We start from the raw sequence: 13,919 nt of genomic DNA on the forward strand, positions 1-13,919 counted from the left end.
CCAAGTGAGTGTATTTGAACGATTAAGAGCCGATGCCCCAGAAACATCTTTCGGTATTGCAGTGAAGGATTATTAGTTTATCGTTGAATAACGATGATTACAATTAAACCTTTCGATAAACTTGTACGTGTTATCCACAGTAAATTAATGGTTTTCTGAGCGTTGGAGAGTCGATAACAGAGGGAAATGAGGTCTGGAACAGACGGTAAGATAACGAGCTCTGCCAAAAGGCTTGGCAGAGCTGAAAATAGAAACTGGGTGAATTACGCAGTAATGCGTTGGTATTGTGCTTCCTCAACATGCGCAACTGCGGCGTTCAAAGCTTCATAGCGGAATCGATAAATGTTGGCAGCAGGAACCAGATCGATCACGTGGAACTTTTCTAGTTGTTCACGCGTATGTTGATTTGGGCACAACAGATACACTTCACAATTCGCATCCAGCGCATCTTTTATCGCGTTTTCCAGTGCTAACCCCACGGTCACATCAATCATTGGTACATCCGTGAGATCCAGAATCATCACTTCATAATCGGCAATACTTGAGTGCTGACGAGAAATCGCTTTTGATACGCTAAAGATCATTGGCCCGGAAAGGTAGAAGAACAGAACCGTGCCGTTGGCTCGATCCAATAGTCCTCTTTCACTGTCTGTTAGAGGCACATCATCTTCATCGGCATCACTAATGGCTTTAACTTGGCGAGCCTGCTCACGACTCAGGCGTTCGATAATAATGATGTTGGAGATAAACACCCCAAGCCCGACCGCAACAATCAAATCGACGAATACGGTCAGTAGCATCACCCCGTACATCACCGCCATACCCGAAAAACTGACCTTGTGAGCACGTTGAATAAAGCTCCAGTCGAGAATATTAAATCCGACATACACCGCAATACCAGCCAGTACCGCCATTGGAATTGGCTCGGTCAGCCCGCCCGCAACCAATACGACTAATGCCAGCATCAGCGCACGTACCACACCAGATAACGGTGAGCGCGCACCAACCTGAATGTTGGTCACGGTTCCCATCGTCGCCCCCGCACCCGGTAGCGCACCAAACAATCCGGAAATCATATTTGCTAAGCCCTGACCACGCAGTTCTTTATCAGAATCATGTTCTTTACGCGTAAGCGAGTCACCGATAACCGCCGTCAGTAGTGTATCGATGCAGCCAAGGGTACCCAGGACCAGCGCATCGATAACCATCTCAACAAACATGTCTGGATTAATGTGTGGTGCCACCAACGAAGGCAGGCCTGCTGGGATTTCACCAATACGGCGAATGTCATCCGTATCAAACAGCATCACCGACAATAAGGTTACAGCAACCAGTGCCACCAGCTGAGCAGGGACATACTTGCGATATTGCTTGGGGAAGAAAAACAGAATACCTAGCGTCAGCAAGCCCAAAAACAGCTCACTAAACTTCAGGTTAGAGATAGTCTCTGGTAATGCGGATAGTGTCCCTAGCACCCCACCTGAAGGCGCTGCATGTCCCAGCAGAGGAGATAATTGCAGGATAATCAGTATGACACCAATGCCAGACATAAAGCCGGAAATCACACTGTAAGGCATTAAGGTAACGTATTTACCCAGCTTAAGTGTCCCTAGCAAAATCTGAAATGCACCAGCCATCATGACGACAGTAAACGTCATCGCCATCCCTGTTTCCGGATATTTCACCATCATGCTAGTCAATACAGCGGTCATAATGACGGTCATCGGCCCGGTCGGTTCTGATATCAGCGTATTAGAACCACCAAACAGAGAAGCAAACAAACCCACCATGATCGCACCCCATAAGCCAGCTTCTGCGCCAGCTCCTGAAGCGACACCAAATGCTAAAGCCAAAGGCAGCGAGATAATTGCCGTAGTGACACCACCAAAGATGTCCCCTTTGAAATTGATATCCTCAAATCGATTCCCGAACAACACTTAATTCCCTTGCATTAATATCAAACCAAACTCATCACTGTAACCAGTGACATTCTCCCTTAAACCATAACTATTTCATGGGCTTTGAAGGGAGATAAATAAACGAGCTCAATTGTACGAATTTATTGGTAAGAACACGTCAGATGAGTCCTGTCTGACGAATATTTAACGGGATCGAAATTGTAACATTGTGTATAGTTGAAATTCTGATCGCTTGCTATATTTGAATAGCAGAGCTATCAGTGCTTTTGTCATTTAAGGGAAGTTATTTGCAAGATGCCGGAAATTAAACAATTATTTGAGAATAATTCAAAATGGTCAGAAGAAATTAAGTCTGATCGCCCTGAATATTTCGCTAAGCTCGCAGAGGGCCAGAAACCCGATTTTCTATGGATTGGTTGTTCAGACAGCCGCGTACCAGCAGAACGATTAACCGGCCTTTACTCAGGAGAGTTATTTGTTCACCGTAATGTTGCAAACCAAGTCATCCACACAGACCTAAACTGCCTTTCTGTTGTTCAATATGCCGTTGACGTTCTCAAAGTAAAACACATTATCGTATGTGGTCACTACGGTTGTGGCGGTGTTAACGCTGCAATTGATAATCCGCAACTCGGTTTGATCAATAACTGGTTATTGCACATTCGTGATATTTACTTCAAACATCGCACCTATCTGGATCAAATGCCTCTGGAAGATCGTGCCGATAAACTAGGTGAACTTAACGTTGCCGAACAAGTTTATAACTTGGGTAATTCAACCATCATGCAAAATGCATGGGAGCGCGGACAAGACGTTGAGATTCACGGCTTTGTTTATGGTATTGAAGACGGTCGTTTAGAGTATCTGGGTATTCGCTCTAACTCTAAAGAAACCGTTGAAGAGTCGTACAAAACAGCCTTGTCGACGATTTTAAACTCCGAGAACAAGCTGCTGTGTCGCTAATACGACAAGTTGATTAAACAAAAAACGCCCATTTCGAAATGGGCGTTTTTTCTATCTGATTTTTTATAATCCGATAATGGACTTGTGCTTATTCTTGAGGCACAACTTTACCGATAAATGGTAAGTGACGGTATTTCTGAGCGTAATCAATACCTACACCAACCACAAACTCATCCGGAATTTCAAAGCCAATCCAGTCAACTGGCACGTTCACTTCACGGCGAGATGGTTTATCCAACAAGGTACAGATTGCGATAGATTTTGGCTCACGCAGCGACAGGATCTCACGAATCTTGTTCAGCGTATTACCGGTATCGATAATGTCTTCAACAAGCAACACATCTTTGCCTTTGATATCGTCATCCAGATCTTTCAGGATACGAACATCACGTGAGCTTTCCATCGTATTGCCGTAACTTGAAGCCGTCATGAAATCGACTTGATGAGTCAGATCAATGGCACGGGCTAAGTCGGCCATAAAAACAAATGAACCACGCAATAAGCCAACCAAAACCAGATCTTCGCTACCTTGGTAACGCTCAGTAATTTGCTTGCCTATTTCACGAACTCGATCCTGAACGACTTCCTCAGAAATCATGACTTCTACTGTATGTTTCATACTCTGCTCAATTTATTTGGTGGGTTAAGGTCAATCGCGCGCAAACGATCACCTAATCTTACGGCGCGTAGTGTATCACCACGTTCATTGTGTTGAAAGCCACAACCCTTTCCCGATTTTCTTGGGAGCGTAACCGTATTTTCACCATATTATGACGAAAAGCATCAACAATCAGGGCATTACTGTCTACAAATTACACAACAAATGTTGACCTTGAGTATATGCACCATTACACTCATCACTTGCTTTAAGCAATTATTAAAATAATCAATTAGGGGGTTTTCCCCCCATTCAACGAAAATGGCAAGGTAAATATAATGGACTCAATTGCAAAGAGAGCCCGTACTAGGCTTTCCCCTATTAAGCGTAAACAACAACTCATGGAAATCGCGTTGGAAGTATTTGCGCGTCGCGGTATTGGCCGTGGTGGTCATGCGGATATCGCTGAAATCGCTCAGGTTTCTGTTGCTACCGTTTTTAACTACTTCCCAACTCGCGAAGATCTCGTTGATGAAGTGCTGAACCACGTAGTACGTCAGTTCTCGAACTTCCTTTCAGATAACATCGATTTAGACCTACACGCTCGTGACAATATTGCCAACATCACCAGCGCAATGATTGAGTTAGTCAATCAAGATTGCCACTGGCTGAAAGTATGGTTTGAGTGGAGCGCATCGACACGCGACGAAGTTTGGCCACTATTCGTGTCAACCAACCGCACCAACCAGCTGTTGGTACAGAACATGTTTATCAAAGCAATTGAGCGTGGTGAAATCTGCAACACGCATCAACCAGAACATTTGACTAACTTGTTCCACGGCATTTGCTACTCACTGTTTGTACAAGCAAACCGTTTTAAGGGTGAAGATGAGCTGAAAAACCTCGTAAGTTCATACCTTGATATGCTTTGTATTTACGATCGCAATCAGTAAGGTCTACACCAAAAATCATAAAGCCTGGCTTCTGCCAGGCTTTTTTGTATTTGAAACTTAGCTGTTAAAAACAAAAAACCGCTGAATGTTCAGCGGTTTTTATTATTTAATCAGTAAAGAAACTTACTTCTTCTTAACTGCTTTTTTGTTTGGAAGGTCAGTGATAGAACCTTCAAATACTTCAGCAGCTAGACCAACAGACTCGTGTAGAGTTGGGTGAGCGTGGATAGTCAGAGCGATATCTTCTGCATCACAACCCATCTCGATCGCAAGACCGATTTCGCCAAGTAGTTCACCACCGTTAGTACCAACGATAGCACCACCGATTACGCGGTGAGTTTCTTTGTCGAAGATTAACTTAGTCATACCGTCTGAACAGTCAGATGCGATCGCACGACCTGATGCAGCCCATGGGAATGTTGCCACTTCGTACTTGATGCCTTCGTCTTTCGCTTCTTTCTCAGTCTTACCAACCCAAGCCACTTCTGGCTCAGTGTACGCGATTGAAGGGATAACTTTAGGGTCAAAGTAGTGCTTCTTACCAGAGATAACTTCAGCAGCTACGTGACCTTCATGCACGCCTTTATGAGCAAGCATTGGTTGACCAACGATATCACCGATCGCGAAGATGTGAGGAACGTTAGTACGCATTTGCTTATCAACGTTGATGAAGCCGCGCTCGTCGATTTCTAGACCCGCTTTTTCACCGTCGATCAGTTTGCCGTTTGGTACACGACCGATAGCAACAAGAACAGCATCGTAGCGCTCTGCTTCAGCAGGTGCTTTCTTGCCTTCCATTGAAACGTAGATACCGTCTTCTTTCGCTTCAACTGCTGTTACTTTCGTTTCTAGCATTAGCTTGAACTTGTCTTTGATACGCTTGGTGTAAACCTTAACGATATCTTTGTCTGCTGCAGGGATTACCTGATCAAACATCTCAACAACTTCAACTTTAGAACCTAGAGAGTGGTAAACCGTACCCATTTCCAGACCGATGATACCACCACCCATGATAAGTAGTTTTTCTGGCACTTCTTTTAGTTCAAGAGCGTCAGTAGAATCCCAAATACGTGGGTCTTCATGCGGGATAAATGGCAGTTTGATTGGACGAGAACCAGCAGCAACGATTGCGTTGTCGAAGTTAACAACAGTTGACTCGCCTTCACCTTCTACAAGGATAGAGTTAGGACCAGTAAACTTACCGTAACCGTTAACAACAGTTACGTTACGCATCTTAGCCATGCCACCTAGGCCGCCAGTAAGTTGGTTAACAACTTTTTCTTTCCAGATGCGGATTTTGTTGATGTCAGTTTGCGGTTCGCCAAATACAACGCCGTGATCAGCCATTGCTTTTGCTTCTTCAATTACTTTAGAAACGTGAAGAAGTGCTTTAGATGGGATACAACCCACGTTCAGACACACACCGCCAAGAGTGCTGTAACGTTCAACTAGTACAGTTTCAAGACCTAAATCCGCACAACGGAATGCTGCAGAGTAACCAGCAGGACCAGAACCAAGTACAACAACTTGGGCTTTAATTTCTTTGCTCATTTTGACCTCTTGTAGTCATTATCCCTAACAGGCTGAGTGATTTTTGATTCTTTTTGTTTAAGTAAGATTTTTTAAACAGTGACTTTCAGACCGCTAACAGTTTACAGAGATGTTAATGGCGTGAAAAGTAAATCAATTTAGCCTGTGAGCTAGACAACAATTCGATTGTGAAAACCCCATAGTGAATAAGGGCGATAACCAAATTGTTCAGTAATTATTATTAGCAGAGGCGGCTAAATTGCCGCCTCTCATACATCTAACTTCTATTAAAGAACTAGACGACGAATGTCAGATAGACATGAGTTTAGGTAAGTGATGAAACGCGCACCTTCCGCACCATCGATCACACGGTGGTCGTATGATAGAGACAGTGGAAGTTGTAGACGCGGTTCGAACTCTTTACCGTTCCATACCGGTTTCATCTCTGACTTAGATACACCTAGGATACCCACTTCTGGCGCGTTCACGATTGGAGTAAACGCAGTACCGCCGATGCCGCCAAGGCTAGAGATAGTGAAACAGCCACCTTGCATGTCAGCCGCAGTCAGCTTACCAGCACGAGCTTTCTTAGAAACAGCCATTAGCTCTTCAGATAGCTCGTAGATGCCTTTCTTGTTCACGTCTTTAAATACAGGAACAACCAGACCGTTTGGCGTATCTACTGCGATACCAACGTTCACGTATTTCTTCAGGATTAGGCTCTCACCGTCTTCTGATAGAGAAGAGTTGAACGCAGGGAACGCTTCAAGTGCTTTAGCAACTGCTTTCATGATGAACACGAGTGGAGTGATCTTCATGCCAGTGTCTTTCTTCGCTTCAATCGCGTTTTGCTCTTTACGGAATGCTTCAAGAGCCGTGATGTCTGCGTTATCCCACTGTGTAACGTGCGGGATCATTACCCAGTTACGGTGTAGGTTAGCACCAGAGATCTTCTTAATGCGAGATAGAGGTTGAACTTCTGTCTCACCGAACTTGCTGAAGTCCACTTTTGGCCATGGTAGTAGACCAAGAGCTGCACCGTCACCTTTGCCAGATGCTGCTGCACCAGACTCAAGACGCTTAAGCGCTTCTTTCACGTAGTTCTGAACGTCTTCTTTCAGGATACGGCTCTTACGACCAGAACCTTTAACCTTAGAAAGGTTTACGCCGAACTCACGAGCTAGACGACGAACAACTGGAGACGCGTGAGCGTACTCGTCGTTCTCTTTGAAATCGCCTGTTGCTGCTGGAGCTGCTGCCGCTGGAGCATCTGCTTTAGGAGCCGCTGCTGCAGGTGCTGCCGCTTGAGCTGGAGCCGCTGCAGGAGCTGGAGCTGCGCCCGCTACTTCGAATACCATGATTAGTGAGCCAGTAGACACTTTGTCGCCAGCTGCAATCTTGATTTCTTTAACAGTACCAGCGAATGGTGCAGGAACTTCCATAGAAGCTTTGTCGCCTTCTACAGTGATTAGAGATTGCTCTTCTTCCACTGTATCGCCAACTCCAACCATGATTTCAGTAACTTCTACTTCGTCGCCACCGATATCTGGAACGTTAACTTCTTTTGCCGCAGATGCTGCTGGAGCTGCTGCCGCTGGTGCTTCTACTGCCGCAGGAGCTGCTGCTGGAGCGCCTGAACCTGCTACTTCGAATACCATGATTAGAGAGCCAGTCGATACTTTATCGCCTGCTGCTACTTTGATCTCTTTAAGCGTACCTGCGAATGGTGCAGGAACTTCCATAGATGCTTTGTCGCCTTCTACAGTGATCAGAGATTGCTCTTCTTCGATGCTGTCGCCGATTGCTACCATGATTTCAGTAACTTCAACTTCGTCACCACCGATATCTGGTACGTGAACTTCTTTCAGTTCTGCCGCTGCTGCTGGAGCTGGAGCTGCTGCTGGAGCTGCTTCCGCCGCAGGAGCAGGTGCAGCAGCAGCTGCACCCTCGGCTTCGAAAATCATGATTAGAGAACCAGTAGAAACCTTGTCGCCTTCCGCAACTTTGATTTCTTTAACGATACCCGCTTGAGAAGCAGGAACTTCCATAGAAGCTTTATCGCCTTCAACAGTGATCAGAGACTGCTCTTCTTCAACCTTGTCGCCAACGCTTACAAGAATCTCAGTAACTTCAACCTCATCCGCACCGATGTCTGGTACATTAATTTCGATTGCCATTTCTTATCTACCTTCTTAATTAAGCGTATAGCGGGTTTGTTTTTTCAGTGTCGATGTCGAATTTCTTAATTGCTTCAGCAATTACAGATTTCTCAACTTCGCCACGTTTCGCTAGTTCAGTTAGCGCTGCTACTACTACGTAACCTGCGTTCACTTCGAAGTGACGACGTAGGTTTTCACGGCTGTCTGAGCGACCGAAGCCATCAGTACCAAGAACTTTGAAAGATTCAGCAGGGATGAATGCACGAACCTGCTCTGCGTAGTTCTTCATGTAGTCAGTTGCTGCGATAGCTGGCTCAGTACCCATTACTGTTTGGATGTATGGTACTTGCGCTTCCGCTTCTGGGTGTAGCATGTTGTAACGCTCTGCCGCTTGACCGTCGCGAGTTACTTCGTTGAATGACGTTACAGAGTAAACGTCAGATGCAACACCGTACTCATCGCTAAGGATTTGAGCTGCTTTACGTACTTCGTTCATGATAGTACCAGAGCTCATTAGCTGAACTTTACCTTTAGAACCAGTGTAAGTTTCTAGCTTGTAGATACCCTTACGAATGCCTTCTTCAGCGCCTTCTGGCATTGCTGGCATTGCGTAGTTCTCGTTCATTAGCGTTAGGTAGTAGAACACGTTCTCTTGCTCACCGTACATGCGACGGATACCGTCTTGCATGATTACCGCTACTTCGTAAGCGAATGTCGGATCGTAAGAGATACAGTTAGGAACTGTACCCGCCATGATGTGCGAGTGACCATCTTCGTGCTGCAGACCTTCACCGTTCAGTGTAGTACGACCAGCAGTTGCACCTAGTAGGAAACCACGTGCTTGTTGGTCACCAGCCATCCACGCCATGTCGCCAACACGTTGGAAACCGAACATAGAGTAGTAGATGTAGAACGGAATCATTGGTAGGTCGTTTGTCGAGTATGAAGTTGCTGCTGCAACCCATGAAGACATAGCACCTAGCTCGTTGATACCTTCTTGTAGAACCTGACCTGAAGTCGCTTCTTTGTAGTAAGAAACAACGCCACGGTCTTCTGGTGTGTAAGTCTGGCCGTGCGGGTTGTAAATACCGATTTGACGGAATAGACCTTCCATACCGAATGTACGTGCTTCGTCAGCAATGATAGGAACGATGTTCTTACCAATGTTCTTGTTCTTAAGCAGAACGTTCAGTGAACGTACGAATGCCATAGTAGAAGAGATGTCACGCTTCTGCTCTTCTAGTAGAGGCTTGAATTCTTCTAGTTCAGGAACGATCAGTTCTAGAGTGAAGTTCGGTAGACGCTGAGGCGTGTAACCGTGTAGCGCTTTACGACGAGCGTGTAGGTATTCGTACTCTTTTGAACCTTCTTCAAGTTTCAGGTACGGAAGCTCTTTCACTGCTTCGTCAGTTAGAAGATCTTGTAGACCTAGACGATCACGTAGGTGTAGAACGTGAGTCATGTCCATCTTCTTAACTTGGTGCGCGATGTTCTTACCTTCAGCCGCTTCACCCATGCCGTAACCTTTAACAGTCTTAGCTAGGATAACCGTTGGACGGCCTTTAGTGTCTGCCGCGTTTTTGTATGCAGCGTATAGCTTAGAAGACTCGTGACCACCACGCTTAAGTGCGAAGATTTCGTCATCAGTCATATCAGCAACTAGTGCAGCTGTTTCTGGGTACTTACCGAAGAAGTGCTCACGTACGTATGCACCGTCTTTCGCTTTGAACGTTTGGTAATCGCCATCGATTGTTTCGTTCATAAGCTGTAGAAGCTTACCAGTTGTATCTTTAGCTAGTAGAGAATCCCAGTTGTTACCCCAGATTACTTTAACTACGTTCCAGCCAGCACCTTTGAACAGACCTTCAAGTTCTTGAATGATCTTACCGTTACCCATTACAGGGCCGTCTAGACGCTGAAGGTTACAGTTGATTAGGAAACATAGGTTGTCTAGCTTCTCACGCGCAGCGAAAGAGATAGCACCACGTGATTCTGGCTCATCCATCTCACCGTCACCTAGGAACGCGTAAACGCGCTGCTCAGAAGTATCTTTCATGCCGCGGCCTTCAAGGTACTTAAGGAAACGAGCTTGGTAGATCGCAGAGATCGGACCTAGACCCATAGATACGGTTGGGAACTGCCAGAATTCAGGCATTAGTTTAGGGTGCGGGTATGATGGGATACCTTTACCATCTACTTCTTGACGGAAGTTGTCTAGCTGCTCTTCAGTTAGACGGCCTTCAACGAATGCACGAGAGTAGATACCTGGAGAAATGTGACCTTGGTAGTAAACTAGGTCGCCACCATCCTTCTCGTTTGGAGCACGGAAGAAATGGTTGAAACATGTTTCGTAGAATGCAGCAGAAGACTGGAAAGACGCCATGTGGCCGCCTAGTTCTAGGTCTTTCTTCGATGCACGTAGAACGATCATGATTGCGTTCCAGCGAATGATGGAACGAATACGACGCTCAAGTGTTGTGTCACCTGGGTAAGCTGGTTCTTGATCTGCTGGAATCGTGTTGATGTAGTTCGTGGTGATTCCAGTTGGCATGTCAACACCGTCTAGACGTGCTTTATCTAGAACTTGCTCAAGTAGGAACTGAGCACGCTCTACGCCTTCTTCACGTACAACTGACTCAAGTGCTTGTAGCCATTCTTGAGTTTCCAGTGCATCTACGTCATGCTTCATATCAGACATGGCGATCTATCCTTCTGTTGGTTGGATCTATAAAACAAGCAAATCGTCTTTAAGAGTCATTGCCCTGTTGCATTCGACGTAAAGAGCGTTCACGACGAGACTCTTCTCTGGTCAAATCCAACAATGTTTCTTCAATATAAGCTAAGTGTGAATGTGACATCTCACGCGCCTTTTCTGGCTGACCAGATACAATCGCATCCACGATGTTAGCTCGGTGTTTACTTACTTTCTCGACCGCCTCAGGGCGGCGATGCAATAATTTAAAATTCTGTAGAATATTTTGCTCAAGCAAAGGTGCCAGGCTGCGCACAATATGCAGTAGTACTACGTTGTGAGCCGCTTCCGTTAAAGCAATTAAGAACTGCATTACTTCCGCCGATTCAGCTGCAACGTCATCATTGGATTGCGCTTGGCTGATTCGTTCAAGACAGGCTTGAATTCGAGCAAAATCTTCTTCGGTACCACGAACGGCTGCAAAGTAAGCTGCAATACCTTCCATCGCGTGGCGCGTTTCCAGTAAATCCAGCTGAGTTTCAGAGTGACTAGACAATAAATTTAGCAGAGGATCGGAAAAACTTTTCCAGATGTTCTCACTAACAAAAGTGCCACCACCCTGACGGCGAGTAAGAAGACGCTTAGCTTCAAGGCGTTGAATTGCCTCACGGATCGACGGACGAGAAACATCAAACTGTTTTGCCAGTTCGCGCTCTGGTGGCAACTGCTGCCCCGGAGACAATGTTCCTTCCACAATCAACCTTTCTAACTCTTGTTCAATAACATCAGAGAGCTTTGGCTGACGAATCCTTTGATAAGCCATAATTTATTATTCTTCTACTCTTGCAGGTAATTGGTAATACCAATTTTAAGTTGGTGCAGAAATTAACATAATTAAAACGTCACTGTCCAGCCAAAAATTGACCTAAATCATAGAACGGGCCTAGCAAAAACACTCTGATAACAATTGACGGTTAAAACAGCAATAAAATTGGTCTTACCAATTACAATAACAAAACAAGTGGGGAAATGACGTGCTGAGCATTTTGAAAGTAAAAGCATAAAATGACAAAAAGATCAGGGCAAATATCGGCCACTTCCCTCGCTGTACACACAAAAATGTAGTTAATTTTCAACAAAAGTAATTATTTTTTGTATACAAAAAGGCATGGTTGAAACCATGCCTTATTGATTCTAGCTTTTATAATTTACATATTTATCACAACTTAATTTCAAATCAGTCGTCGATACTTGACCCAGTCAAAACTTAAGCCAGGGTCACTTTTTCTTAGCGGGGCGATGTACTGGTGGCCAGTAATTCGTTGAGGGGTAATGTTAGGGTATTGCGACATAATCGCTTGAGATAAACCCGCAAGTGACTGATATTGCTCATCTGTGTATGCGACAAACTCAGTCCCTTCCAGCTCAACACCTATCGAATAGTCATTGCATCCAGCTCGTCCGGCAAAACTTGACTGCCCTGCATGCCATGCTCTATCGAGAAAGGACACAAACTGTACAATCTCGCCATTTCTCTTTATTAAGCAATGAGCCGAAACCCCCATTTTGTGAATTACTTCAAAAAATGGATGCGCTTTAGGGTCCAATTTCCCGCAGAAAAAGTCCTCTATATAAGGACCACCAAACTGGCCGGGCGGCAAACTGATGTTATGCACAACAAGCAGAGAGATATCATTTGTATCTGAACGAGCATCAAAAAAAGGCGACGGGACATGCTTTGCTTGCGTCAACCAGCCATTCTCGATTATTGGGGGCATATCAACCTCTATAGTTGTAGGGTCTGTTGACCTTTTGCGGTTAAATTTTGTTCGGATGGGGACGCCTAGTCAAAAGCATTTTAATCGCGGCGAGTGGCGGACGGCTAGTTGTTTGTAGCCTAGTCACTCTAAGCAAAACACCTCTCAACAAAGAGTAAAACGCTTTTAGCGGGGGCGCCCAGCTCGAACCCGTCGGGCAGCGTTTGTGGCTCCTTTCTACTGCGTTATCGTCTTATCAGGTAGGTCAACTACATTTCAAAGCCTCTGCCTTGTATAAATAACCCACAAACTGCTGCAAAAATCAGCTCAAAAGATCAACAGACCCTAAATTAACTGCTGAAATTATTGACACCGGAGAGTATCATTCGTTGCCATCTCCCTTTCAAGACTAGATTTGCGATGAAGAACACACACAACAGCCAAGAACGCCTGGAATACCTGAAACAACAACTTCCTCTGGAGATCACTCGCTCCGTCGCCGATACCTTAAAAGAAGACCTCGGCGGCACAGTGGATATCAACAACGATATCACCGCATCTCTTATCCCTGCAGATGCCGTTAACACTGCGACGATCATTACACGTGAGCACGGTGTGTTCTGCGGTCAGGCTTGGGCAGATGAAGTATTTAAACAGCTGGGCGGTAAAGTGACTATCGAGTGGTATGTACAAGACGGTGACAAGGTTGAACCAAACCAGACACTTTGTACCTTATCAGGCCCTGCTCGTGACTTGCTTACTGGCGAGCGTAACGCGATGAACTTTATTCAGACGCTTTCTGGTTGTGCGACCACAACATCCGTGTACGCAGAAAAGATCGCGCACACCGAGTGCCGTCTGTTAGATACGCGTAAAACTATTCCGGGTCTGCGTAGCGCTCTAAAATACGCCGTCGCTTGTGGCGGTGGCTTCAACCACCGTATCGGCGTATTCGATGCGTACCTGATTAAAGAAAACCACATCATTGCCTGCGGTGGCATCACTCAAGCGATCACAACAGCGAAAGAGTTAAACCCTGGCAAACCAGTCGAAGTAGAAACAGAAAGCTTAGACGAGTTAAAAGAAGCGATTGAAGCCGGTGCGGATATCATCATGCTGGATAACTTTACTAAAGAGATGATGCGTGAAGCAGTAGAAATCAACGCAGGTCGCGCAGCATTAGAAAACTCTGGCAACATCACCTTAGACACTATCGCAGAATACGCAGAAACTGGCGTAGATTACATCTCTGTCGGCGCGCTAACCAAGCACCTGAAAGCGATGGATCTTTCGATGCGCTTCAAATAACCAATTAACAAAAACCATATTAAACAAGAAAATTCAATAA

The 13,919-nt window shown here is 45.4% G+C and carries 10 protein-coding genes; 3 read left to right on the forward strand and 7 right to left on the reverse strand.

The window, feature by feature from the left end; all coding sequences use genetic code 11:
• Window positions 1–263 precede the first annotated feature (263 nt).
• Entirely contained in the window at window positions 264–1,934 is a 1,671-nt protein-coding gene (locus L9Q40_RS02025; RefSeq protein ID WP_065297697.1) for a SulP family inorganic anion transporter, read from the reverse strand.
• A gap of 279 nt (window positions 1,935–2,213) precedes the next feature.
• Between L9Q40_RS02025 and can the strand changes: the two genes are divergently transcribed.
• Window positions 2,214–2,882, forward strand: coding sequence for a carbonate dehydratase (gene can, locus L9Q40_RS02030; RefSeq protein ID WP_014232941.1), 669 nt, complete (start codon window positions 2,214–2,216; stop codon window positions 2,880–2,882).
• A gap of 88 nt (window positions 2,883–2,970) precedes the next feature.
• Here can and hpt read toward each other — a convergent pair whose 3' ends face one another.
• Window positions 2,971–3,501, reverse strand: coding sequence for a hypoxanthine phosphoribosyltransferase (gene hpt, locus L9Q40_RS02035; RefSeq protein WP_014232942.1), 531 nt, complete (start codon window positions 3,499–3,501; stop codon window positions 2,971–2,973).
• 317 nt (window positions 3,502–3,818) lie between these two features.
• Here hpt and L9Q40_RS02040 point away from each other — a divergent pair, with 317 nt between their 5' ends.
• Window positions 3,819–4,433, forward strand: coding sequence for a LuxR/HapR/OpaR family quorum-sensing transcriptional regulator (locus L9Q40_RS02040; RefSeq protein WP_020333941.1), 615 nt, complete (start codon window positions 3,819–3,821; stop codon window positions 4,431–4,433).
• A gap of 123 nt (window positions 4,434–4,556) precedes the next feature.
• Here L9Q40_RS02040 and lpdA read toward each other — a convergent pair whose 3' ends face one another.
• From lpdA to ampD, 5 genes are all read right to left on the reverse strand, one after another.
• Window positions 4,557–5,984: a dihydrolipoyl dehydrogenase gene (gene lpdA, locus L9Q40_RS02045; protein WP_014232944.1), complete on the reverse strand. Its 1,428-nt coding sequence runs from the start codon at window positions 5,982–5,984 to the stop codon at window positions 4,557–4,559.
• A gap of 266 nt (window positions 5,985–6,250) precedes the next feature.
• Window positions 6,251–8,140 (reverse strand): pyruvate dehydrogenase complex dihydrolipoyllysine-residue acetyltransferase, encoded by a 1,890-nt coding sequence (gene aceF / locus L9Q40_RS02050; protein WP_498791791.1) that lies wholly within the window; start codon window positions 8,138–8,140, stop codon window positions 6,251–6,253.
• A gap of 19 nt (window positions 8,141–8,159) precedes the next feature.
• On the reverse strand, window positions 8,160–10,820 hold the full coding sequence (gene aceE / locus L9Q40_RS02055; RefSeq protein ID WP_498791792.1) for a pyruvate dehydrogenase (acetyl-transferring), homodimeric type: 2,661 nt from the start codon (window positions 10,818–10,820) through the stop codon (window positions 8,160–8,162).
• A 49-nt stretch (window positions 10,821–10,869) separates the two neighbouring features.
• Window positions 10,870–11,637 (reverse strand): pyruvate dehydrogenase complex transcriptional repressor PdhR, encoded by a 768-nt coding sequence (pdhR, locus tag L9Q40_RS02060; RefSeq protein WP_014232947.1) that lies wholly within the window; start codon window positions 11,635–11,637, stop codon window positions 10,870–10,872.
• A gap of 409 nt (window positions 11,638–12,046) precedes the next feature.
• Complete coding sequence (gene ampD / locus L9Q40_RS02065) at window positions 12,047–12,592, reverse strand: 1,6-anhydro-N-acetylmuramyl-L-alanine amidase AmpD (protein WP_491843350.1); 546 nt, start codon at window positions 12,590–12,592, stop codon at window positions 12,047–12,049.
• 399 nt (window positions 12,593–12,991) lie between these two features.
• Here ampD and nadC point away from each other — a divergent pair, with 399 nt between their 5' ends.
• Entirely contained in the window at window positions 12,992–13,879 is an 888-nt protein-coding gene (gene nadC / locus L9Q40_RS02070; protein ID WP_065300184.1) for a carboxylating nicotinate-nucleotide diphosphorylase, read from the forward strand.
• Window positions 13,880–13,919: the final 40 nt, after the last annotated feature.

The sequence above is a fragment of the Allocatenococcus thiocycli genome (assembly GCF_921292965.1).
Taxonomy (GTDB): domain Bacteria; phylum Pseudomonadota; class Gammaproteobacteria; order Enterobacterales; family Vibrionaceae; genus Vibrio; species Vibrio natriegens.